The 22,476-nt window shown below is 64.5% G+C and carries 21 protein-coding genes; 1 reads left to right on the plus strand and 20 read right to left on the minus strand.

What is annotated here, in order from left to right:
• Positions 1–26 precede the first annotated feature (26 nt).
• The 3 genes from PZ895_RS14810 to coxB are packed head-to-tail and all read right to left on the minus strand — an operon-like array spanning position 27 to position 3,564.
• On the minus strand, positions 27–392 hold the full coding sequence (locus PZ895_RS14810) for a hypothetical protein (protein WP_275839739.1): 366 nt from the start codon (positions 390–392) through the stop codon (positions 27–29).
• Positions 389–2,911 carry a cytochrome c oxidase subunit I gene (ctaD, locus tag PZ895_RS14815; protein WP_275839740.1) on the minus strand — a complete coding sequence of 841 codons (2,523 nt, stop codon included), beginning with the start codon at positions 2,909–2,911 and terminating at the stop codon, positions 389–391. The genes PZ895_RS14810 and ctaD overlap by 4 nt, the downstream gene beginning before the upstream one ends.
• Positions 2,908–3,564 (minus strand): cytochrome c oxidase subunit II, encoded by a 657-nt coding sequence (gene coxB, locus PZ895_RS14820; protein WP_275839741.1) that lies wholly within the window; start codon positions 3,562–3,564, stop codon positions 2,908–2,910. Before coxB ends, ctaD begins: the two co-directional genes overlap by 4 nt.
• A 105-nt stretch (positions 3,565–3,669) precedes the next feature.
• On the opposite strand from coxB, the gene PZ895_RS14825 reads away from it, so the two are divergent.
• The gene (locus tag PZ895_RS14825) at positions 3,670–4,170 is read left to right on the plus strand and encodes a DUF2231 domain-containing protein (protein ID WP_275839742.1); all 501 of its coding nucleotides are present in this window, start codon (positions 3,670–3,672) and stop codon (positions 4,168–4,170) included.
• On the opposite strand, the gene PZ895_RS14830 is transcribed toward PZ895_RS14825, so the two are convergent.
• The 17 genes from PZ895_RS14830 to PZ895_RS14910 form a co-directional block, all read right to left on the minus strand.
• Entirely contained in the window at positions 4,148–4,648 is a 501-nt protein-coding gene (locus tag PZ895_RS14830; protein WP_275839743.1) for a CopD family protein, read from the minus strand. The two genes, PZ895_RS14825 and PZ895_RS14830, sit on opposite strands and share 23 nt — an antisense overlap.
• Positions 4,648–5,397, minus strand: a complete 750-nt coding sequence (locus tag PZ895_RS14835; RefSeq protein ID WP_275839744.1) for a cytochrome c oxidase assembly protein — start codon at positions 5,395–5,397, stop codon at positions 4,648–4,650. Before PZ895_RS14835 ends, PZ895_RS14830 begins: the two co-directional genes overlap by 1 nt.
• Positions 5,398–5,460: 63 nt before the next feature.
• Positions 5,461–7,929, minus strand: a complete 2,469-nt coding sequence (locus PZ895_RS14840) for a vitamin K epoxide reductase family protein (RefSeq protein ID WP_275839745.1) — start codon at positions 7,927–7,929, stop codon at positions 5,461–5,463.
• A gap of 76 nt (positions 7,930–8,005) precedes the next feature.
• Positions 8,006–8,413 (minus strand): RidA family protein, encoded by a 408-nt coding sequence (locus PZ895_RS14845; RefSeq protein ID WP_275839746.1) that lies wholly within the window; start codon positions 8,411–8,413, stop codon positions 8,006–8,008.
• Positions 8,414–8,451: 38 nt separating this feature from the next.
• Positions 8,452–9,135, minus strand: a complete 684-nt coding sequence (locus PZ895_RS14850) for an ABC transporter ATP-binding protein (RefSeq protein ID WP_275839747.1) — start codon at positions 9,133–9,135, stop codon at positions 8,452–8,454.
• Positions 9,136–9,345: 210 nt separating this feature from the next.
• The gene (locus PZ895_RS14855; RefSeq protein WP_275839748.1) at positions 9,346–10,092 is read right to left on the minus strand and encodes an ABC transporter ATP-binding protein; all 747 of its coding nucleotides are present in this window, start codon (positions 10,090–10,092) and stop codon (positions 9,346–9,348) included.
• Positions 10,085–11,065, minus strand: coding sequence for a branched-chain amino acid ABC transporter permease (locus PZ895_RS14860; RefSeq protein WP_275839819.1), 981 nt, complete (start codon positions 11,063–11,065; stop codon positions 10,085–10,087). Before PZ895_RS14860 ends, PZ895_RS14855 begins: the two co-directional genes overlap by 8 nt.
• On the minus strand, positions 11,065–11,985 hold the full coding sequence (locus tag PZ895_RS14865; protein WP_275839749.1) for a branched-chain amino acid ABC transporter permease: 921 nt from the start codon (positions 11,983–11,985) through the stop codon (positions 11,065–11,067). The genes PZ895_RS14860 and PZ895_RS14865 overlap by 1 nt, the downstream gene beginning before the upstream one ends.
• Before the next feature lie 81 nt (positions 11,986–12,066).
• Positions 12,067–13,203: an ABC transporter substrate-binding protein gene (locus PZ895_RS14870; RefSeq protein ID WP_275839750.1), complete on the minus strand. Its 1,137-nt coding sequence runs from the start codon at positions 13,201–13,203 to the stop codon at positions 12,067–12,069.
• 133 nt (positions 13,204–13,336) lie between these two features.
• Positions 13,337–14,173: a tryptophan 2,3-dioxygenase gene (kynA, locus tag PZ895_RS14875; RefSeq protein ID WP_275839751.1), complete on the minus strand. Its 837-nt coding sequence runs from the start codon at positions 14,171–14,173 to the stop codon at positions 13,337–13,339.
• A complete protein-coding gene (gene kynU, locus PZ895_RS14880) occupies positions 14,170–15,366 on the minus strand; it encodes a kynureninase (RefSeq protein WP_275839752.1) in 1,197 nt (398 codons plus the stop codon). Before kynU ends, kynA begins: the two co-directional genes overlap by 4 nt.
• Complete coding sequence (locus tag PZ895_RS14885) at positions 15,366–16,985, minus strand: AMP-binding protein (protein WP_275839820.1); 1,620 nt, start codon at positions 16,983–16,985, stop codon at positions 15,366–15,368. The genes kynU and PZ895_RS14885 overlap by 1 nt, the downstream gene beginning before the upstream one ends.
• 5 nt (positions 16,986–16,990) lie before the next feature.
• Positions 16,991–18,133 (minus strand): acyl-CoA dehydrogenase family protein, encoded by a 1,143-nt coding sequence (locus PZ895_RS14890; RefSeq protein WP_275839753.1) that lies wholly within the window; start codon positions 18,131–18,133, stop codon positions 16,991–16,993.
• Positions 18,133–18,945 (minus strand): enoyl-CoA hydratase family protein, encoded by an 813-nt coding sequence (locus tag PZ895_RS14895; RefSeq protein ID WP_275839754.1) that lies wholly within the window; start codon positions 18,943–18,945, stop codon positions 18,133–18,135. Before PZ895_RS14895 ends, PZ895_RS14890 begins: the two co-directional genes overlap by 1 nt.
• Positions 18,942–19,418 carry a MarR family transcriptional regulator gene (locus tag PZ895_RS14900; protein ID WP_275839755.1) on the minus strand — a complete coding sequence of 159 codons (477 nt, stop codon included), beginning with the start codon at positions 19,416–19,418 and terminating at the stop codon, positions 18,942–18,944. The genes PZ895_RS14895 and PZ895_RS14900 overlap by 4 nt, the downstream gene beginning before the upstream one ends.
• Positions 19,412–20,161: an SDR family NAD(P)-dependent oxidoreductase gene (locus tag PZ895_RS14905; RefSeq protein ID WP_275839756.1), complete on the minus strand. Its 750-nt coding sequence runs from the start codon at positions 20,159–20,161 to the stop codon at positions 19,412–19,414. The genes PZ895_RS14900 and PZ895_RS14905 overlap by 7 nt, the downstream gene beginning before the upstream one ends.
• Positions 20,161–22,449 carry a bifunctional salicylyl-CoA 5-hydroxylase/oxidoreductase gene (locus PZ895_RS14910; RefSeq protein WP_275839757.1) on the minus strand — a complete coding sequence of 763 codons (2,289 nt, stop codon included), beginning with the start codon at positions 22,447–22,449 and terminating at the stop codon, positions 20,161–20,163. The genes PZ895_RS14905 and PZ895_RS14910 overlap by 1 nt, the downstream gene beginning before the upstream one ends.
• Positions 22,450–22,476 lie beyond the last annotated feature (27 nt).

Consider the following 22,476-nt stretch of genomic DNA (forward strand, 5'->3'; position numbering starts at 1 on the left):
TGTGTGGTTTTGATAGCAACCCGCCTTCAATGGCAGGCGGTGAGGAAAAGAACCGGCCCGAGCGAGAAAAGGGTGGAGGCAAGCGCTGCCCATGCCGCCATCCACGCCGCCGTTTCCATGAAGGGGCGAAGCACGAGCCCCGCTCCGCCTGCCGCCCGCCGCCGTTCCGCGGTGATCCGCACCACCCACCATCCGGCAGCGAGCGAGACGCCGAGCAGCGCCACAAGCACGGCCCGCTGCACGGAAACGGGACCGAAATGGACCTGATCCCACCCGAAGACACAGCCGACCGAGAGGACCGAATAAAGCGCGACGAAGGCGATCGACCAGACGATGAAACCGGCCAGCAGCCACATCAGCCTGCTCGCCGGAACGCGTTCCGAAAGGATCATTGCCCGCCTCCCTGAATTGCGACGATCAGCGGCATGATCAGCACGAGCGCGATACCGGTAAGGCCCGTGAGCGCCGTATAGTCGTGCCATAATCTGCCGATCCGCAAATCGAGGCTGCGCCGCGCGGAGACGAATCCGTTCATGATCCGCCACACGCCGTAAAGCGCGAAGACGACGCCGAGCGCGGAATGGATCGCGGTATAGGCGAGCGTGACGAAGGCCGTCGCGGCATAGGCATGGCCGGTCGGCTCGGGCAGTGCCGTGTTGATGAGGTAGAGGAGCAGCCCGACGCTCACGACATGGGCGCCGGCCGAGGCGAGCAGCAGCGGCAGCGCTCCGCCGCCTTCGGCATTCGCCGAAACCGCCATGCGCGACAGGAGCGCCGCCCCGACGAGCGCGATGGCCGTCAGCAGAGGCAGCACGAGGCCGGTTTCGAGCAGTTCGGCCGGCGGCCATCCCGGCGCGACGAGCCAGAGGAAGAACACGGCGAAGATCAGCGAGGCGTAGAGCGTCCCGTTGCAGGCGAGCAGGAGCACCATGCCCCACCAGGAGGGCGGCCCGTCCGCCTCGTAATGCGGTGGCACGGAAAGATCGCCGCCGACATCGAGTTCGCCGTGGTCGTGCTTGAGACCGGTCACGTTGGTCCAGGCAAGACAGAGCACCAGCGTCAGGCCAAGCGGGACAAGCGACAGCCAGTAGAACTTGAACAGCAGGCACAGGACGAACAGGCCGATGGCGATCGCCGTCCACAGCGGCAGGAAGGTCCGGTTCGGCAGGATGATGGTCTGGTCCGGCCGCCCCGTCGTCATGTCGACGCCCAGCGTCTCCTGCCAGCCGTTGCGGCTGAATCCGAGATATCCCTTGCCGGCGGCAAGTTCGTTGCCGATCGCGTGCGGGTCGAGCGTGTCGGCGCGCCGATCGACGAGCGGAAGGGCGGCGAAATTGTAGGACGGAGGCGGGTTGGGCTGCGCCCATTCCAGCGTCCGCGCGCTCCACGGATTGCGCCGGTAAGGCTTGCCGAAGCGGAATTGCAGGATGATGTCGACAAGGATCAGCGCGAAGCCCATCGTCAGGATGAAGCCGCCGATGGAGGACAAAAGGTTCAGCCAGTCCCAGCCGACGCCCGAGGGATAGGTGTGGACCCTCCGCGGCATCCCGCGCAGTCCGGTCAGGTGCATCATGAAGAAGGTCATGTTGAAGCCGATGAAGATCAGCCAGAAGGCCGGCACCGAGATCTTGTGCATCGTCAGCCGTCCGGTGACGTGCGGCAGCCAGTAATAGGCGGCGGCCAGCATCGGGAAGACGAACCCGCCGACCAGCACGTAATGCAGGTGCGCGACGACGAAATAGCTGTCGTGAACCTGCCAGTTGAACGGCACCATGGCGAGCATCACGCCGGTCAACCCGCCCAGCACGAAGACGAAAAGGAAGCCGAAGATGTAGAGCATCGGCACGTCGAAGCGCGGTTTTCCGTGCGCCAGCGTGGCCAGCCACGCGAAGATCTGCACCGCGGTCGGGATCGCCACAAGCGCGCTGGCCGCCGAGAAGAAGGCGAGCGCCAGATGCGGGATGCCCACCGTGAACATGTGATGGACCCATAGCCCGAACGACAGGAATGCGACGGCGATGATTGCGACGATGATCGCGCGATAACCCATCAGTTCGCGCCGCGCGAAGACCGGGATGATGGTCGAGACCGCGCCCGCCGCCGGCAGGAAGATGATGTAGACCTCCGGATGGCCGAACAGCCAGAACAGGTGCTGCCACAAAAGCGAATCGCCGCCCCGCGTCGGGTCGAAGAAGGGCAGGTCGAAGGCGCGTTCCAGTTCGAGCAGGATCGAGCCGAGGATCAGCGGCGGAAAGCCGATCAGCATCATGCCCGCGGTGACCAGCAGATACCACGCGAAGATCGGCATCCGGTCGAGCGACATGCCCGGCGCGCGCAGCTTGAGGATAGTCACGGTGATCTCGACCGCTGCCGCGATGGCCGAAATCTCGACGAAGGTGATGCCGAGCAGCCAGACATCGGCGTTGATGCCGGGCGTATAGGTCGAGGACGACAGCGGCGTGTACATGAACCAGCCCGAATCCGGCGCGACGCCGAAAAGCATCGCCACGATCAGGATCGATCCGCCGAAGATGTAGCAGTAGAAGCCAAGCGCGGTCAGCCGCGGGAAGGCGAGGTCGCGCGCGCCGAGGAGCTTGGGCAGGAGGTAGATCGCAAACCCCTCGAACATCGGGATCGCGAACAGGAACATCATCACCGTGCCGTGCATGGTGAAGATCTGGTTGTAGACTTCAGGTCCGACGAAGGCGGTGTTCGGCGTTGCCAGTTGAGCCCGGATCAGCATCGACAGGATGCCGCCGATCGAGAAGAACACGAAGGCGGCGATGATGAAGCGGCGGCCGAGGATCGTGTGATTGACGGCGGCAAGCCGTTGCAGGCCGGGCGGCGTATGCCAGATCGCGTCGAGTTCGCGATGCAGCCTGATGGCGTTCGTTTCGTGCCTCTCGCTCATCGCGATGCCTCCGCGCGTGCTTCGGCCAGTGCGGCAGCGTAGTCTTCGGGCGCATGGGCGATGAGTGTGAAGCGCATGGTCGTGTGTCCGTTGCCGCAGAATTCGGCGCAGACGCCGCGATAGGCGCCCGGCCGGTCGGCCTCGATGCGCAGCACGTTCTCGTGGCCGGGTATGGCGTCGATCTTTCCCGCGAGCCGCGGCACCCAGAAGGAATGGATGACGTCTTCCGTCGTCACCACGACGTCGACCGGTTGTCCTACGGGGATATGAAGTTCGCTTGTCGTCGCCTCGTCGTCGTCATAGCCGAAGCGCCAGTCCCATTGATAAGCCTGCGCGTAGACGCGCAGAGGCGGGTCTTCGAGCGGGCGGGGGATCAGCCTTTCGCCGAGCACGAAGGCGGCGCCGACGAGCCCGACAAGGACGATGCTCGGCATGACCAGCCCTCCGCCGACGAGCCACTGGCCGACCGAGACACGCGCAAGGGCTGCCGGCCGGAACCATGCGAGCGCGTAAAGCGCGCCGACCAGAACGAAGAGCGCGGCCGAACCCCAGAACATGATCCACCACAAAGTCGCGACCGCGGCGGCGGCAGGTCCCGCAGGATCGAGCGTCGAAAGCGGCCCCGAACAGGCAGCCAGGAGCGGCAGGGGCAAGAGGGCTGCAAGGCGCCACTCGACACCGCCTCGCGGCGCGCTAGAATCGAGCTGTGCGGAACGAGGCGGGTTCGTCTCCGTTCGGGACGAAACGGAGGGCTTCCAATGAACGAGACGCGCGACCGGGGCAATCCCGTCATCGAGGAAGTGATCGAAGAGGAAATCACCTCCACCGTCGCCATCGCCGGCCATCCGATCCATGCGATGAGCGTCCATTTCCCCATCGCGCTCGTCTTCGGCGTGCTCGGTTGCGACGTTTTCTACTGGTGGACAGGCGATCCGTTCTGGGTGCGCGTCGGCATCTGGGCGGCGGGTTTCGCCTTCTTCACCGGCATTGCGGCGGGCGTCGTCGGCACGCTCGAACTCCTGCTCGTCGCCGGTATCCGGATGCGCGTGGCAAGCTGGACCCATGCCGTTGCTGCCGTGACGCTGATTGCCATCGCCGGCACCAATTGGGGCCTGCGTCTGGTCGACGAGAGTGCGGTTCTGCCGCATGGAATCCTGCTCTCGGTTCTCGCGAGCATCTTCACCGGGCTTGCCGGCTGGCATGGCGGGAAACTGGTGTTCGATCACGGTGTCGGCCTCATCGTGACAGCCAGGGAATGAAGCCGCCGACGATGTCGCGCAGCGCGCCGGGGCGCATCCATTCGGCGGGCACCCAGTCGAAGTGGAGCGGCGGCTTGGCGAGCACCACGGCGAGAATCGCAAGGACGACCAGCGTCGTGACGATGGTGACGGCGACGAAGCGCCAGGCCGGATACCTCTCGCCCTTTTCGAACAGGCGGATGATGACGAGGCCGGTCAGGATGTGGATCACGACCAGAACACCGACGAACGCCATCTTCAGCGAGAACCATTCGACGAAGGTCGATTGCAGGAAGATGAGCCCGATGCCCGAGCCGACCGCCACGAAGGCGGCCGGCGAAATCAGAGAGACATAGGCGAAGCGCACCAGCCCCTGGAGACGGTAGAGCGCATCGTCGTTCTCCATGTTGTGGCGCTGCGCATAAAGGCCGGGCAGGCAGATCAGCCCGGCGCACCAGATCGAGATCGCGGCCAGATGGACGAATTTCAGCCAGACCATCAGCGCGCTTTCGGCGAGGCGAACGGTTCGGCGCGGCCGAAGAGCTTCCAGGCGATGACGAGCGCCACCGCCAGATAGGGCAGCGCCGCCGGCACCCACATCAGGAGCCCGGCCAGTTGCTGGTCGCCGAGCGGCGTCAGGCCGAAGGGCAGCGTGGTGGTCGCATGGGCTTCATAGAGCGGCCGCGTGGCAAAGGTCAAAAGTGCGCCCAGCATCCCCATCTGGACGATCGAACCGAGCAGGGCGCCAAGCGCCGGCCCGGCGCGCGCGGCGAAGATTCCCTGCCACATCGCGAAGGCCGAGAAGAAAAGCGACAATTCCATCAGCCAGTAGACGGGCACGGATGACAGCGCCCATTCATAGGGGAGCGGCGCGTGCCACGTCCACATCAGAACCGTATGGGCAAGGAATGTCGCCGACAGCGGCATCCGGCCGAATCGCGCCGGCAGGGCCAGCGCCAGAAGCGGCGCTGCGGCTGCCACCAGCAGCAGGTGGTGGACGATGCGGGCGGAAAACAGCGCCGATGCGACCGCGCAGACCGGGGAGACGAAGGCGATCAGCAGAACCAGAACGGCCATTGCGCCGTAGGGCGAACGGGCGGCTTGTCGCACGCCCGTTGACGACATGGCGAATGCGCCGACCGCCATCGCCGCGAACACGGCGATCAGCAGCGGGTCGAAATTCCAGCTCGACCAAAGGTCGCCTGGATGCGGTGCCGGTCCACAATAGGGGGTCTGCGTCGGTTGCAATCTGCCTCTCCGGTCGTCCCACACGCATACTCTACCGAACTTCGAGCGCCGCGACAGCCGTCCTTAGACGATCAGCTTGTGATAAAGGCCCCAGCGGCGCGTGATCTTTCCCTTCGGCAGCGCCAGCGCGATCAACGCGATGCCAGCCAGAATCGCAGAGGCGATCTCGGCGCCCCTCGCCTCGACTAAGACGAGCGATCCGATCAGGATCGCGCCGAGCGCGACATTGACGTAGCGCGCAGGCCGACCTGTTTCGGCGAGCGCGATGACCGCGAAGGTCAGCGCCAGCGATCCGACGACATGATTGACGTTCGCGACGCCGCCATCGGAACCGAGCGACAGCGGCGTGAACATCAGCCACAGCGCGACGGGCAATGACAAAACGAGGTTCCAGGGCAGCCCGATTCCACCGCCGAAGAACGTCCCGACGATTTGATTGGGGGCGAGTTCAAAGGTCCGCTTCCGTTTCGCTGGCGCCTCGCCCTCGTCCGTATCGCCGGTAAAGAAGATGCGGATGACCGGCTCGCCTTTCCTCCATTTGCGGTAGAGGAATTCCGAAGTCGCGACCAGTTCGTCGAGCGAATAGGGGATCTGCAAGAGCATCGCCGCTGCGCCGATCAGGCAAAGCGTGCAGAACGTGCCGATGACGATCGGCTGGATGATGATGAAGCCGATCGAGACGATTCCGAGCGGCACGATCAGGATGCCGAAGGCGATCGTCACCCAGGGCATCGTCCGCCAGCGGCGCTGCGATCCGACGAGGCCGATGACGATCTCGAGGAGATAGACCGCAGCCCCCATGCCGGCATCGGGAATCGGGAAAGCTTCCGAGACGTCCGACGTCACCACGTCCTCGGTTCCGTTCAGTCCCGCGCGCGTTCCACCGAAGAACGGGTCCCAGGCCGCGTCGATATGGCCGAGCTGGTAGGCGGCGAGATATCGAGAAAAATAGAGTCCGACGAAGGCGAGCAGGATGATCGGCATCCGTTGCAGCCAGCTCGATGGATTGTAGCTCCAGCCGGGCGGAACGTCCGGTCCGGTCATCTGGGCGATCGGGCTCACGCCCGGCTCGGGCCTGACGCACAGCGCCAGCGCCATGACGAGCGTGCCGACCAGCGTCCCGTTCAGATAGGCTGCCGCCGACGGCGTCCAGAAGACGAGCGGCGCGAACAGAATCCACAGGCCGACGACGGCCGTTGCGAAACGCACCATCGACAGCCGCCACGAAAGCGACAGGAGACCGAGCACGAAGAGCAGGGCGCCGGACGCCATGTCGCTCCAGCCGAGCCAGCTATCGGCATAGCCCATCGTCGCGGGTGAAACGATCATCCATGTGCCGAGCGCCGCATTGGCGAAATGCGCCCAGATGAAGCGTGCATGTTCGTCGCGCACCATCTCCTCGTGACGGGAGCGGATGTCCTCTGGGTTCTCGCCGCGCGCGTCGGCGGTCTTCAGCCAGTCCGGCGGCGTCAGACCGTTCTTCTCGTACCAGCCGGCCGGATCGGCCTTCAACTTGGCGACGATGGTCGACAGCGACGTGCGGATCGAATGGCGCGGCTCCCAACCGAGCTGTTTCCTGGCAAGGGAAATGTCGAGCGCGTAGTGGTCCTCCGCCATGTCGATCATGAACGGGCGGATGAACGGCTTTTCCCCCTTGTCGATGTCGTCGGGAATGAGTGGCTCGGCCTTGACCTCGGCAAATGCGCCGATCTTGGCGATCGGCTTCGGCACCGAAAAGGTCTCCCATTCCGCCTCGCCATGGATCAGCCGGCCGATCAGCGTCTGCAATTCGTCATAGGGCACCGCTTCGGCCTCGCCGGCGAGGATCACGCACTCGTCCGGCAGCGCCTTGCGCTTGTCGACGGCCAGCTTGAACAGCCGCATCATGTCGTCGCGATGGATGAAGGATTGCCCCGCCTTTACGTCGCCGGAATAAAGATGCGCCTTCATGTCGCGCTCGTAGATGCGCGCGATCTGGTGGGCGAGCGTCGGAACCGAACTCTCCTCATCATAAACACCGGCCAGATGAAGGAGCAGGATCGGCATCGCCCCGCGCTCCTGGCGGATCACCTCTTCCGCCTTCGCCTTCGATTTCGGATAGGCCCATTTCGGTGCGATCGGCGTGTCCTCGTCGACCGCTTCGCCCGGCTCGCCCGCCTCATGCACCAGCATGGTGCCGGAATAGATGAAGCGCTCGACGGAAACGTCCCGAAGCGCCCGCATCAGGTGCCGCGTGCCGTCGATGTTCACCTTCTGGTAAAGCGGATGATCCTCGCCGGAAAAATCGAAATAGGCGGCGAGATGAATCACCGCCGCGATCTCGGCACCGAATTGCGCCGTGACATTGCCGATGGCGGTGCGCGTCGAATCCTCGGAGGTCAGGTCGACTTCGAAAAGCGGGCAGTCCGCTTCCTTGCCTTCGACGTCCAGCCCCACCACCTGGTACGAACCGGCGAGTTCCCGCGTCAGCGCCACGCCGAGATTTCCCGCCGCGCCGGTGATCAGGACGACCGGCTTTGTCTCGTCTGCCATGAATGCGCATCCCCCTGGCCGTTCATGTCGTGAACGCCAGCCTCCGCCTCATGTTCCATGCGAATGTGCTGAAATATCAGGCCGGAATGACGGCCGTCGCCTCGATCTCGACCTTCGCCTCGTCCTCGATCAGCGCCACGACCTGCACCATCGCCATCGCTGGGAAATGACGCCCGATCACGTCCCGATAGGCGGCTCCGATTTCCTTGAGATGGTCGAGATAGGCGCGTTTGTCGGTGATGTACCAGGTCATGCGCACCAGATGTTCCGGCCCTGCGCCCGCCTCGGCAAGCACGTCGACGATGTTCTGCAAGGTCTGCCGCGTCTGGCCGACGAGGTCCTTTTCCTCGAACACCTGATTGCCGTTCCAGCCGATCTGGCCGCCGACAAAGACGGTCCGGCCCGAAGCGGCGATGCCGTTTGCATAGCCCGACGCCTTTTTCCAGTTGGCTGGATGCAGGATCTCATGCACGAATGCGCTCATGGTCGTTTCCTCGTCCCGGTCTGAAGCCGGCTGATTGTCTAGACACCCAGATAGCGGTCCTGGATTTCGGCATTGAGTTCGTGCGGTGTCCCGCGCCACACCGTCGCGCCTTTCTCGAGCAGCACGCAGCGGTCGGCGGATGGCAGGAGTTCGGCCAGCGTCTTGTCGACGACGAGGATCGACTGACCTTCGTCCTTGAGCTTGCGGATCACCGCCCAGATGTCGTGCCGGATCACGGGCGCGAGGCCTTCCGTCGCTTCGTCGAGGATCAGGAGGTCCGGGTCCGTCATCAATGCGCGGCCGATCGCCAGCATCTGCTGCTCGCCGCCCGAAAGCGTGCGCGCCATCTGGTCGCGGCGTTCGGCAAGGCGCGGGAAGAGGTCGTTGACGGATTTGAGGGTCCAGCGCCCCTTTCGCGCGGCGGCGACGAGGTTTTCCTCGACCGTCAGGTTGGGGAAGCAGCGCCGACCCTCGGGTACCAGACCAAGCCCGAGACGCGCGATGCGATGCGGCGAGCGCTTCTCGATCGCGTTGCCCTTGAACCGCACCGAGCCGGATCGTGCCGGCGTCAGCCCCATGATGGAGCGGATCGTCGTCGTCTTGCCCATGCCGTTGCGCCCCATCAGCGCCACGACCTCGCCTTCGGCAACGTCCAGTTCGACGCCGAACAGAGCCTGGCTCGCTCCGTAGAAGGTTTCCACCCCGGAGACTTCAAGCAGCATGTCGCAACTCCCCCCGCGAGCTCGCGAACGGCGAATACCCCCACCCCTTACCCCTCCCCACAAGGGGGAGGGGGATTCTGAAGCGTTTCCGCCCAGCAGAATTCGTGGCCCATCGAAACGCAAACGCCAACGCCTCCCTCCCCCTTGTGGGGAGGGGTAAGGGGTGGGGGTAACTCGTAGGGCGCAAGCCTGACAAGCCGGAAGCTATCATCATTCGTCCCCCAGATATGCGCGGCGCACTTCGGGATTGGTGCGGATTTCGTCCACCGTCCCGGTCGCGATCACACGGCCATAGACCAGCACGGAGATCCGGTCGGCCAGCGCGAAGACCGCATCCATGTCGTGTTCGATGAGCAGGATCGGCGCTTGCCTGCGCAATTCGGACAAGAAGCCCGTCAGCGCCTTGGAGCCTTCCGGTCCCATGCCGGCCATCGGCTCGTCGAGCAGGAACGCCTTCGATCCGAGCGCCAGCGCGATGGCGATCTCAAGCTGCCGCCGTTCGCCATGCGACAGTTCCGCCGCCGGCACGTTTGCGCGGTCCTCGAGCCCGACCCTTGCCAAGGCGGCCCGTGCCGGTTCGGTCAGCGATGCGTCGCTCGTCACCGGCCTGAAGAAGCGGAAGCTCGATCCCTGCACCGACTGCACCGCCAGCATGACATTGCGCAGCGCGGAGAATTCCGTCGCAAGCGACGAGACCTGGAACGAGCGGCCGAGCCCGCGCCGCGCACGTTCGGCGACGGAGAGGTCGTTCAGCCGGTCGCCGAGAAAGACGATCTCGCCGGAATCCGCCTTCAGCGTGCCGGCGATCTGGTGGATCAGCGTCGACTTGCCGGCCCCGTTCGGGCCGATCAGCGCGTGGATCTCGCCCGGATAGAGATCGATCGAAACGTCCTCGGTCGCCTTCAGTGCGCCGAAGCTCTTGCAAAGATTGCGGATCGACAGGACAGGCTCAGCCATGACGCGCCTTTCCGGCGAGGAAGCCGATCAGCCCGCCGCGCGCGAAGAGCACGACGGCGAGCAGCGCCAATCCAAGGAAGAACTGCCAGCGGTCCGTCATGCCGCCGAGCAGATATTCCACCATCACGAACATCATCGCGCCGGCGACCGGACCGAAAAGCCGGGCGACGCCGCCGAGGATGATCAGCACGATGAACTCGCCCGACATGTGCCAGGACAGCATGGACGGGCTGACGAAGCGGTTGAGATCGGCATAGAGCGCGCCGGCCAGCGCCGTGATCATGCCGGAGATGACGAAGGCGGCGAGCCGGATGCGGAACGGTGCGATGCCGACCGAGGCGACGCGAACGTCGTTCTGCCGGGCCGCTTGGAGCGCGGTGCCGAAGCGGGAGCGGGCGATCAGCGCGAAGAGCACCAGCACGGACATCAAGACGCCGTAGCAAAGGAGAAAGAAGCTCAGTGGCACCATCGTGTTGATGCCGGGAAACTGGTTGCGCACGAAGATCGACAGCCCGTCCTCGCCGCCATAGGCGGGCCATGAAATGGCAAAATAATAGGTCATCTGCGCAAAGGCGAGCGTGATCATGATGAAGTAGACGCCCGACGTCCGCAGGCTGATGGCGCCGATGAAGAGAGCCAGCAGCCCCGCCGCCAGCATCGCGACGAGCCAGATCGCGAGCATCGAATTGGTGCCGGCGACGCTGGCGAAGCCGAGATCGAGCGGCTGCATGGAAAAGGCGTGGCTGGCCAGAATGCCCGCCGCATAGCCGCCAACGCCGAAAAATGCCGCATGGCCGAACGAGACGAGCCCGCCTAGTCCCAGGACGAGGTTCAGCCCGACGGCGGCGAGCGCCAGGATCGCCATGCGCGTGGCCAGCGTCACATAGAAGGGCGAGCCGACCTGCATGGCGATGAACGGGATCGCCAGCAGAATCAGTGCGAGCCCGATATTGACGATCGTTTCGCGGCTCATCATTTTGCCCCCGCAAACAGGCCCTGCGGGCGGACGGCGAGGATGACCGCCATGACGAGATAGATCAGCATGGAAGCGACGGCGGCGCCGGCGGTCGCCGCCTGCGACGTGCCCATGAAGATCGAGAAGACCTGCGGCATCAGGAAGCGCCCCATCGTGTCGATCAGCCCGACCAGGATCGCCCCCACCAGCGCGCCCTTGATCGAGCCTATGCCGCCGATGACGATGACGACGAAGGCGAGGATCAGCACCGGTTCGCCCATGCCGACTTGAACGGATTGCAACGCACCGACCATGGCGCCGGCAAAGCCGGCAAGTGCGGCGCCGAGCGCGAAGACGATGGTGTAGAGCGTGCGGATGTCGACGCCGAGCGCGCCGATCATCTCGCGGTCGCTCTCGCCAGCCCGGATGCGCATCCCGAGCCGTGTCCTGGAAATGAGCAGATAAAGCCCGAGCGCGACCGCGACACCCACCCCGATGATCGCGAGGCGATAGAGCTGGTAGCGCGAACCGCCCGGCAGGGTGACGAAGCCGGCAAGCTGCGAAGGCACGTTCAGATAGAGCGGCACCGAGCCGAAGACCCAGCGCGTGCCCTCCGAAAAGATCAGGATCAGCGCGAAAGTCGCCAGCACCTGGTCGAGATGATCGCGTTTATACAGCCGGCGAATGATCGCGATCTCGACGATCGCCCCCATTGCCGCCGCCGCTGCGAGACTGGCGACGAGCCCGATCCAGAACGATCCGGTCTGCGCCGCCACCCACGCACAGGCGAATGCGCCGACCATGTAGAGCGAGCCATGGGCGAGATTGATGAGCCCCATGACGCCGAAGATCAGCGTCAGGCCGGCCGCCATGAGAAACAGCATCACGCCGAGCTGTAGCCCGTTGAGCAGCTGTTCGATGAGAAGTGCGCTGGACAAGGTGATGTCGCTTACGGTTGGAATGAAGCGTCGAGCGGTGTTGCCCTCTCCGTAGTATCTGCGGAGAGGGCATTTCCGGACTTACTGCGTGCACTGCTCCGCATAGGCGTCGCCATGGTCGGTGAACACGGTCTCGACGGTCCGGTTCGTCAACACGTCGCCGTCCTTGACCACCTCCATCATGAAGATGTCCTGGATTGGATGGCGGTTGGTGTTGAACGAGAATTTGCCGCGCGGCGATTCGATGTCTGCTTCCATCATCGCGGCGGCAAACGCGTCCGCATCCTTCACGTCGGCCTTGGATGCCGCCGAAAGGATGAGTTGCGCGGCGTCATAGGCCTGGACGGCATAGATCGAGGGCAACCGGTCGTATTTCTCCTGGAAGGCGGCGAGGAAGGACTTCGAGGCTTCATTGTCGAAGTCCGGCGCCCACTGTCCCGAATTCATCACCCCCAGCGCCGCATCGCCGATCGCCGGCAGCACGTCCTGGGAGAACGAGAAGCCGGGGCCGGTTACCGGAATGTCGACGCCAGACTGCGCATACTGCTTCATGAAGGCGATGCCCATGCCGCCCGGCAGGAACATGAAGACCGCGTCGGCGCCGGAATCGCGAATCTGTGCGATTTCGGCCGCATAGTCGGTCTGGCCGAGCTGCGTGTAGACCTCGTTGGTCACCTCCCCTTCGAAATAGCGCTTGAAGCCCGCCAGCGAATCCTGGCCGGCCGGATAGTTCGGTGCCATGATGAACATCTTCTCGTACTGGCCGTTGGCGTATTCGCCGGCTGCCTCGTGCAGATTGTCGTTCTGGTAGGCGGCGTTGAAGTAGAGCGGGTGGCAGTTGGCGCCGGCGAGCGCGGCGGGCGCGGCGTTGGTCGAGACGTAGAACTTGCCCTGCGCGGTCGCCGACGGAACCACGGCCATGGCAAGGTTCGACCACACGATGCCGGTCAGGATATCGACCTGATCGGACTGGATCATCTTGTCGGCGATCTGGACGGCGAGTTCGGGCCTTTGGCCGTCATCCTCGATCACGACCTCGATCTCGTCGTTGCCGGCCTGCTCGATGGCGAGCATGAAACCGTCGCGCGTGTCGATGCCGAGGCCCGCGCCGCCGCCCGAAAGCGTTGTGATCATGCCGATCTTGACCGGCTCGGCCATGGCGAGGCCCGAGACCGAGAGGGAAAGGCCGAAAATTCCTGCTGCAACTATCTTCTTCATTTCGCAAACTCCCATTGCTTTTCGTTTCAGTTCCCACGGGGACCTTCAGCTTTTTGCGCCCTTGCGGCCCCGAATTTCTTGAGCATCGGACCGAAAAGTGGTTTCCGGTTTTCGGTTGACTCCGATGCTCCAACTACAACTCCGTCCGCACCTTCCACAATTCCGGGAAGAGCTCGACGTCCAGCATCTTGCGCAGATAGGAGACGCCCGCCGTTCCGCCCGTCCCCCGCTTCAGCCCGATGATGCGTTCGACAGTCGTGACATGATTGAACCGCCAGCGGCGAAAATAATCTTCGAAATCGACAAGCTTTTCCGCAAGTTCGTAAAGCAGCCACCAGCGTTCCGGGTCGCGATAGACCGTCTTCCAGGCTTCCATCACCTTGTCGCTCTCGGGGCGCTTTTCCCGCCAGTCGGTTCGCTCTACCTCCGCACCGACGTCGAAGCCGTTGCGTGCAAGAAGCCGGATCGCCTCGTCGTAAAGGCTAGGCTTGACGAGAATCTCTTCCAGCGGCCCGACGCGCTTTTCGGCATGGGCGTGCGGCTTCAGCATCGCCAGGTTGCGATTGCCGGCCAGATACTCGACCGCTCGATACTGCCAGGACTGGAAGCCCGAGGACTGGCCGAGATCGTCACGGAACCGCGTATATTCCGACGGCGTCATGGTCCGCAGCACGTCCCATGCGCTGTTGAGCTGCTCGAAGATGCGCGCCACCCGCGTCAGCATCTTGAAAGCCGGCTGAAGATCGTCCCGCGCGATCGCATCCATCGCCGCGCGCATCTCGTGGATGGCCAGCTTCATCCACAATTCCGACGTCTGGTGCTGGATGATGAACAGCATCTCGTCGGGCGATTTCGACAGCGGTGTCTGCGCGTTGAGGATCGCGTCGAGCCGCAGATAGTCGCCATAGGCCATGCGCCTGGCGAAATCCGTCTCCGCGCCATCGGGCGTTTCGTCATGCGCGGCGCTCATGTGACCCTGCTTCGCATCTTGTGTTCGGGCGTGTCCCACAGCCGGTCCCGCATGATCTCCTCGAGGATTTCGGCCGCACGCACCACGTCGTCTTCTGAGAGGTAAAGCGGCGTGAAGCCGAACCGCATGATGTCCGGCGCGCGGAAATCGCCGATCACGCCCTTCGAAATGAGCGCCTGCATCCCCGCATAGCCTTCGTGGAAGCGGAACGAGACCTGGCTGCCCCGCGCCTTGGGATCGCGCGGCGAGGCGAGTTCGAGGTCCGGGCACCGCGCCTCGGCTTCCCGGATGAACCGTTCGGACAATTCGATCGAGCGCGCGCGGACCGCATCCATCGTCACGCCGTCCCAGGCGTCGAGCGCCGCGTCTAGCGCCGCCAGCGCCACGATCGGCGGCGTTCCGACCCGCATCCGCTCCACGCCCTTCGCCGGGCGGTAGTCGAGGTCGAAGGCGAACGGACTTTCGTGGCCGATCCAGCCCGAAAGGGCAGGGCGCACCACGTCGGCATGTTTCGGCGCGACATAGATGAAGGCCGGCGCGCCCGGCCCGCCATTGAGATATTTGTAGGTGCATCCGACGGCGAAATCCGCCTTCGAGCCGGTTAGGTCGACCGGGATCGCGCCGGCAGAATGCGCGAGATCCCAGATCGCGACGGCACCCACATCGTGCGCCTTTTGCGTCAGCCGCTTCATGTCGTGCAGGCGGCCGGTGCGGTAGTCGACCTCGGTGATCATCATCGCCGCGACGGTCTCGTCGATATTGGCCTCGACCGCTTCGGGTTCGACCACTTTCAACTCGTATCCCTTGCCGAGCGACGTCAGGAGCCCCTGCGCCATATAGAGATCGGTCGGGAAATTGCCGCTGTCGGAGAGAACGACTCGGCGATCCGGGTTGAGTTCCAGCGCCGAGGCGAGCGCCTGGTAGACCTTGATCGACAGCGTGTCGCCCATCACCACCGAGCCCGGCGCCGCACCCATGAGTCGCCCGATCCGGTCGCCGATCCGCGTCGGCCAGTCCATCCAGCCGGCCAGGTTCCAGCCCTTGATCAGCATCTCGCCCCACTCGGCCTCGATGGTTCTCGCCACGCGCGAAGAAGCGGCCTTGGGGAGAGGACCGAGCGAATTGCCGTCGAGATAGATGACGCCGTCGGGAATGTGGAACAGCGCGCGGGTGCGGGTGAAGAGGTCGGTCATCACGCCCCCTCCTTCAACCGGAACCGCTGGATCTTCCCCGTCTGCGTCTTCGGCAATGCCGCGACGAACTTCACCGACCGCGGATATTTGTAGGGCGCGATTGCCGCCTTCACATGGTCCTGCAACAGCTTCACCATCAGCGCGTCGCCGACGGCCCCTTCCACCAGCACCACATGCGCCTCGACGATCTGCCCGCGCGCCTCGTCCGCCACGCCGATCACCGCGCATTCGAGCACATGTTCATGCGCCAGCAGCGCCGCCTCGACCTCCGGCCCGGCGATGTTGTAGCCGGCCGAGACGATCATGTCGTCGGACCGCGCGGCGAAGTGAAAGAAGCCGGCCTCGTCCTGCACGAAACTGTCGCCCGTCAGGTTCCAGCCGTCCTTGACATATTCGCCCTGCCGGACGTCGGCGAGATAGCGGCAGCCGGTCGGCCCGCGCACCGCCAGCCGCCCGATCTCGCCGCGCGGCAATTCGTTCATCTCGTCGTCGACGATCTTCGCCTCGTAGCCGCCGACCGGCCGCCCGGTCGTCGCCGGCGCCATGTCCTCCAGCCGGTTGGAGATGAAGATGTGCAGCATTTCCGTCGCGCCGATCCCGTCGAGTATCGGCTTGCCGGTCTTTTTCGTCCATTCCTCGAACACCGGCCCCGGCAGCGTCTCGCCGGCCGAGACCGCGATGCGCAGCGATGTAAGGTCCGCGCCCTCGTCCATCGCCTTCATCATCGCGCGATAGGCGGTCGGTGCGGTGAACGAAATCGTCGCCTTATACTTCTCGATGATCTCGATCATGTTGGGCGGCGTCGCGCTTTCGAGCAGCGTCGCGGCCGCGCCGAAGCGCAGCGGGAATACCGCGAGGCCGCCGAGCCCGAAGGTGAAGGCGAGCGGCGGCGAGCCGACGAAGACGTCGTCCGGCGTTACCTTCAGGACTTCCTTCGCATAGGCGTCGGCGATGATCAGGATGTCGCGGTGAAAATGCATCGTCGCCTTCGGCACGCCGGTCGTGCCCGAGGTGAAACCGAGCAGCGCCACGTCGTCGCGCCCGGTCTTCACCGCCTCGAAGGTGACGGGCTTGTCGAGCGCGGCACGGTCGAGTTCGGCATCATGGTTCGCCGTGCCGTCGAAGCCGATCACCTTTTTCAGGAACGCGCTGTCCTTGGCGCAGGCCACCATCTCGTCCATCAGCCGCGTGTCGCACAGCGCGACCGTGATCTGCGCCTTGTCGACGATCTTGGCGAGTTCGCCCGCGCGCAGCATCGGCATGGTGTTGACCACGACCGCGCCCGCCTTGGTCGCCGCCAGCCAGCACGCGACCATCGCCGGATTGTTGGCCGAGCGAATCAGCACCCGGTTGCCCGGCTTCACGCCGTAACTCTCCACCAGCGCCCGCGCCAGCCGGTTGGTCCAGTCGGCCAGTTCCTTGTAGGTCCGCCGCCGGCCATTGCCGATCAGCGCCGTATGGTCGCCCATTCCCTTTTCGACCAGCCGGTCGGTGAGTTCGACGCCTGCATTGATGAAATCAGGATAATCAAACCCGTCGAGCAGAAAATCCGGCCACTGGTCCACTGGCGGCAGGTTGTCGCGCGCGAACGTGTCTGTATGAGCGGAGGGGCCGAGCATTCCAGTCATCCCATCACCTGCCGCGCGATCACGATCTTCTGGACGTCCGACGCGCCCTCATAAATCCGCAACGCCCGGATTTCCCGATAGAGGCTTTCGACGATATGTCCCTTTTTCACACCGTCGCCGCCATGAATCTGCACCGCCTTGTCGATGACGTCTTGAGCCTTGTCGGTCGCGTAAAGCTTGGCCATCGCGGCCTCGCGCGTCACCCGCGGCGCGCCCGAATCCTTGGTCCAGGCCGCGCGATAGATCAAAAGTGCCGCCGCATCGACGTCGAGCGCCATGTCGGCGATGTGGCCCTGCACCATCTGAAGGTCGAACAGCGGCGCGCCGAACAATTGCCGAGACCCTGCACGCGAAATCGTCTCGTCCAGCGCCCGCCTAGCAAAGCCCAGCGCCGCCGCACCCACCGTCGAGCGGAACACGTCCAGCACCGACATCGCGATCTTGAACCCTTCGCCCGCCTTGCCGATCAGGCTCGACGCCGGCACCTGCACATCGTCGAAGGACAGCCGCGCCAGGGGATGCGGCGCGATCACCTCCAGACGCTCCGCAACGCGCAGGCCCGGAATATCCGCCGGCACCACGAAAGCCGAAATTCCCTTGGCCCCCGGCGCCTCGCCGGTTCGCGCGAATACCGTATAGACATCGGCGATCCCGCCATTGGAAATCCATGTCTTTTCGCCCGACAGAACGAATTCGTCGCCATCGCGCGTCGCCGTCATCTCCATGTTTGCGACGTCGGAGCCCGAACGCGGTTCGGACAGCGCGAAGGCCGACAGCGCTTTGCCGGCACGCGTCTTTTCCAGCCATTTCTGCTGGTCCGGCGTGCCGAACAGGCTGATCGCGCCGGTGCCGAGCCCCTGCATCGCAAAGGCGAAATCCGCCAGCCCGTCATGCCGCGCCAGCGTTTCGCGCGTAATGCAGAGCGTGCGCACGTCGAGCGGCTGAGGATCGGCGGGATCGATCGCCGAAGGCTTCAGGAAACCGGCCTCGCCGAGCTTGGCGACCAGCGACTTGCAGGCCGCGTCTACGTCGTGGTGGTCGGCCGGTAAATTCTGCGCACACCACGCCTCCAGCCGCTCCGCATGGTCGCGGTGGCGATCTTCGAGGAACGGCCAGGAGAGGAAAGAGCGATCAGCCATCAATTCCCCTCGAATACAGGCCGCTGCTTTGCGACGAAGGCATGATAGGCTCGCGAGAAATCCTGCGTCTGCATACAGATCGCCTGCGCCTGCGCTTCCGCCTCGATCGCCTGGTCCAGCCCCATCGACCATTCCTGGTTGAGCTGCGTCTTGGTGATCCCATGCGCGAAGGTCGGGCCGGAGGCGATCTGCTGGGCGAGCTTCAGCGCCTCGGCCTCCAGCGTCTCGGCCGGAACGAGGCGGTTGAAATACCCCCAGCGCTCGCCTTCCTCCGCGCTCATCGATCGGCCGGTGTAGAGCAGTTCGGCCGCGCGGCCCTGTCCGATGATCCGCGGCAGCATCGCGCAGGCGCCCATGTCGCAGCCGGCGAGGCCGACGCGAGTGAACAGGAAGGCCGTCTTCGCCTCCGGCGTCGCGAGCCTTATGTCCGAAGCCATGGTGATGATCGCACCGGCGCCGACCGCCACCCCGTCGACGGCCGAGATGATCGGCTTGCCGCAATTCAGCATCGCCTTGACGAAATCGCCGGTCATCCGCGTGAACGCCAGAAGCCCCTTCATGTCCATCTCGACCAGCGGCCCGATGATGTCGTGGACATCGCCGCCCGAGCAGAAATTGCCGCCATTGGGAAGGAATACGACTGCATCCACATCGTCGGCATAGACGAGATCGCGGAACGTGTCGCGCAATTCGGCATAGGAATCGAATGTAAGTGGATTCTTACGTTCCGGCCGATCGAGCCGGATGACGGCGACGCGTCCCTCCATGCGCCACAGGAAATGCTGCGGCTTCAGTCCCGCCATTCTGGTCAATGTCCGTCCTCCCAATTGCTTCGGAATGTCTTCAGCGTCGCCGAAAGCCTTTCGGCGTCGCCGAGCGAAACATCGCCCAGAAATTCCTCGATCCATGCCTCGTGCGCGGCGGCCATTTCGGTGAAACGCCGCTCGCCCGCCGCCGTCAGCTTTACGATCGATGTCCGCCGGTCGCCTTCGCGCGCCGCCCGCGAAACCAGCCCGTCCTTGACGAGCCGCTCGACGATGCCGGTGACGTTGCCGTTCGAGACCAGCAAAAAGCGCGACAGATCGCTCATCAGCATCCCGTCGGGCTGGCGATAGAGCGCCGCCAGAACGTCGAAACGCGGCAGCGTCGAATCGAAATCGCGCTTCAGCCGTTCGCGCAACTCGCTCTCGATCAGGCGCGAAGCGCGCAGCAGCCTTATCCACAGGCGCAGACGCTCCTTGGCGGCGTTCGGGCGTTCGATCGTATCGAGCGGCGCGCTCACCATGTCTCGCCTCCACAGATCGCCAGCGCCTGCCCGTTGACCGAGCGTGCGCCCTCGCCGACGAGATAGAGCACGGCCGCCGCGACCTCGTCGGCCTCGATGATGCGTGCCTGCGGATTGTCGCCCGCAAGTTCCGCCCGTGCCTCGGCTTCGCTCCGGCCGGTCTTTTCCATGATGTTGGCCAGCGTGCGCTCCAGCATCGGCGTCTCGACATAGCCCGGGCAGACGGCATTGACCGTCACACCGGATTTCGCAAGCTCCGCCGCCAATGCTCGCGTCAGCCCGACGACGCCATGCTTGGCGGCGACATAGGCGGAAACGTAGGGCGCGCCCTTCAGCCCCGCGATCGACGCGATGAATACGATGCGGCCCGCTTGCGCCCGCTTCATCGGCTCGATCGCCGGGCGCACGGTCAGGAACGAACCCGTCAGATTCACGTCGAGCGTCTTTTGCCACATGTCGAGCGAGGTCTTGTGCGCTGGCGCGCTCTCGCCTGCGCCCGCATTGGCGACGACGATGCCGAACGGCCCCCGCGCGGCGGTGGCCTTTTCGTAGAAGGCGGCGACCGACGCCTCGTCCGTCACATCGGCGATCTCGGCATGGATGGCAGGGTGCATCGCCGCAACCTCCTCCAGAACATCCGTCCGCCGCCCGCAGATCGTCACCCCATGTCCGGCATCTGCCAATGCCAGCGCGATCGCCTTGCCGACGCCCGTGCCCCCGCCCGTGACGAGTGCGTGGGTCATCACACCTTCCCCGTCATCTGTTCCTGAGCCCGCTCGGCCAGCCGGTAGAGCTGGTCCCGCCCCGGCAGATACGGGTCCGGCCACTTCACCAGTCGATCCCCCAACGCGGCCGCCGCGTGCAGCGTCCAGTACGGATCGGCCAGATGCGGCCGTGCCAGACAGACGAGGTCCGCTCGCCCCGCCATCAGGATCGAGTTGACGTGATCCGGCTCGAAGATGTTGCCGACCGCCATCGTCGCCATGCCGGTTTCGTTGCGGATGCGGTCGGAAAACGGCGTCTGGAACATGCGCCCATAGACCGGCTTGGCTCGCTTCGAGGTCTGCCCCGCCGAAACGTCGCAGATATCGACTCCTGCACTTTGCAAAATCTTCGCGATCTTCACCGCCTCTTCCGGGGTCACGCCCTCGTCGCCGACCCAGTCATTGGCCGAAATTCGCACCGAGATCGGCTTGTCGTCCGGCCAGACGGCACGAACCGCGTGGAAGATTTCGAGCGGATAGCGCATCCGGTTCTCGAGTGATCCGCCATAGTCGTCGGTGCGCCTGTTGGTCAGCGGCGAGATGAAGGAGGAGAGCAGATAGCCATGCGCGAAATGCAGCTCCAGCATGTCGAACCCGCAGCGTTCCGCCATCTGCGCCGACGCCACGAACTGGTCGCGCACCTCGTCCATGTCGGCGCGGTCCATCGCCTTCGGCGTCTGGTTTTCCGGCGACCAGGCGACTTGCGACGCCGCCAGCAGCGGCCAGTTGCCCTCCTTGAGAGGCGCGTCGGCGTCTTCCCAGCCGACCTGGGTCGAGCCCTTCGGCCCGGCATGGCCGAGCTGCGCGCAGATTTTCGCATCCGTCTCCGCATGGACGAAATCGACCAGCCGCGACCAAGCCGCCTGGTGTTCCGGCCTGTAGAAGCCGGGGCAGCCGGGCGTGATCCGCCCTTCCGGCGAGACGCAGGTCATTTCGATGTAAACGAGCCCGGCGCCGCCCTTGGCGCGCTCGGCATAGTGGACGAAGTGCCAGTCCGTCGGCGTGCCGTCGACCGCCTTGTACTGCGCCATCGGCGAGACGACGATGCGGTTCTTCAGTTCCATCCCACGCAGCTTGAACGGCGCCAGCATCGGCGGGCGATGCGAGGCCGACCCGGCCTTCTTCTGAAACCACGCCTCCGCGCTTCCGAGCCATTTTTCGTCGCGCAGCCGCAGATTCTCGTGGCTGATGCGCTGTGAGCGGGTCAAAAGCGAATAGTTGAACTGCACCGGGTCGAGCCCGAGATAGCGTTCCACGTCCTCGAACCATTCGAGCGAGTTGCGCGCCGCCGATTGCAGCTTCAGGACCTCGGTGCGCCGGGCATCCTCGTATTTTTCGAACGCCTTTGCGAGCGTCGGCTCGGACTGCACGTAATCGGCCATCGCGATCGCGCTTTCGAGCGCGAGCTTGGTGCCCGAGCCGATCGAGAAATGCGCGCTCGCCGCCGCATCGCCCATCAGCGCCAGGTTCTGGAACGACCAGCGCTGGCAAAGCACGCGCGGGAAGTTGATCCAGGCCGAGCCGCGAATGTGGTTCGCATTGGTCATCAGCGGATGGCCGCCCAGATGCTTTTCGAAAATCGTCTCGCAGACCGCGATCGATTCCTGCTGGCTCATGGTGCCGAAGCCGAACCGGTCCCAGGTGTCCTGCGAGCATTCGACAATGAAGGTCGCGGTGTCGGGATCGAACTGGTAGGCGTGCGCCCACACCCAGCCATGCTCGGTCTTCTCGAAGATGAAGGTGAAGGCGTCGTCGAACTTCTGGTGCGTGCCGAGCCAGACGAACTTGCATTTGCGGGTATCGATGTCGGGCTCGAAATGATCGGCGAAGGCCGCGCGCGAACGCGAATTGAGCCCGTCCGCCGCGATCACCAGGTCATGGCTTTCCATGAAGGGGCGCGGGTCGGCGATTTCGGTCTGGAACTCAAGCCTGATGTCGAGTTCGCGCGCCCGCTCCTGCAACAGCATCAAAAGCTTCTTGCGCCCGATGCCGCAAAAGCCGTGTCCTGTCGAAACCGTGCGTATGCCCTTGTGGATGACGGCGATGTCGTCCCAGTAGGCGAAATGCTCGCGGATCGCGGCGGCGCTCTTCGCGTCGTTGTCGGCAAGGTTGTCCAGCGTCTCGTCGGAGAGGACCACGCCCCAGCCGAACGTGTCATCGGCCTTGTTACGCTCGTAGACGGTGATATCGTGGGCAGCGTCGCGCAGCTTCATGCTGATCGCGAAATAAAGACCTGCCGGTCCGGCGCCGAGCACCGCAATCTTCATCGCCGCGCACTCCCATTATCGTTCTTA

The sequence above is a fragment of the Mesorhizobium sp. YIM 152430 genome, from assembly GCF_029210365.1.
Classification (GTDB): domain Bacteria; phylum Pseudomonadota; class Alphaproteobacteria; order Rhizobiales; family Rhizobiaceae; genus Aliihoeflea.

Coding starts and splice junctions, on each gene's coding strand:
- PZ895_RS14810 (WP_275839739.1), bottom strand. CDS start 392: ATGATCCTTTCGGAACGCGTTCCGGCGAGCAGGCTGATGTGGCTGCTG.
- ctaD (WP_275839740.1), bottom strand. CDS start 2,911: ATGAGCGAGAGGCACGAAACGAACGCCATCAGGCTGCATCGCGAACTC.
- PZ895_RS14825 (WP_275839742.1), top strand. CDS start 3,670: ATGAACGAGACGCGCGACCGGGGCAATCCCGTCATCGAGGAAGTGATC.
- PZ895_RS14830 (WP_275839743.1), bottom strand. CDS start 4,648: ATGGTCTGGCTGAAATTCGTCCATCTGGCCGCGATCTCGATCTGGTGC.
- PZ895_RS14840 (WP_275839745.1), bottom strand. CDS start 7,929: ATGGCAGACGAGACAAAGCCGGTCGTCCTGATCACCGGCGCGGCGGGA.
- PZ895_RS14845 (WP_275839746.1), bottom strand. CDS start 8,413: ATGAGCGCATTCGTGCATGAGATCCTGCATCCAGCCAACTGGAAAAAG.
- PZ895_RS14850 (WP_275839747.1), bottom strand. CDS start 9,135: ATGCTGCTTGAAGTCTCCGGGGTGGAAACCTTCTACGGAGCGAGCCAG.
- PZ895_RS14855 (WP_275839748.1), bottom strand. CDS start 10,092: ATGGCTGAGCCTGTCCTGTCGATCCGCAATCTTTGCAAGAGCTTCGGC.
- PZ895_RS14860 (WP_275839819.1), bottom strand. CDS start 11,065: ATGAGCCGCGAAACGATCGTCAATATCGGGCTCGCACTGATTCTGCTG.
- PZ895_RS14870 (WP_275839750.1), bottom strand. CDS start 13,203: ATGAAGAAGATAGTTGCAGCAGGAATTTTCGGCCTTTCCCTCTCGGTC.
- kynA (WP_275839751.1), bottom strand. CDS start 14,173: ATGAGCGCCGCGCATGACGAAACGCCCGATGGCGCGGAGACGGATTTC.
- kynU (WP_275839752.1), bottom strand. CDS start 15,366: ATGACCGACCTCTTCACCCGCACCCGCGCGCTGTTCCACATTCCCGAC.
- PZ895_RS14885 (WP_275839820.1), bottom strand. CDS start 16,985: ATGCTCGGCCCCTCCGCTCATACAGACACGTTCGCGCGCGACAACCTG.
- PZ895_RS14890 (WP_275839753.1), bottom strand. CDS start 18,133: ATGGCTGATCGCTCTTTCCTCTCCTGGCCGTTCCTCGAAGATCGCCAC.
- PZ895_RS14900 (WP_275839755.1), bottom strand. CDS start 19,418: ATGGTGAGCGCGCCGCTCGATACGATCGAACGCCCGAACGCCGCCAAG.
- PZ895_RS14905 (WP_275839756.1), bottom strand. CDS start 20,161: ATGACCCACGCACTCGTCACGGGCGGGGGCACGGGCGTCGGCAAGGCG.
- PZ895_RS14910 (WP_275839757.1), bottom strand. CDS start 22,449: ATGAAGATTGCGGTGCTCGGCGCCGGACCGGCAGGTCTTTATTTCGCG.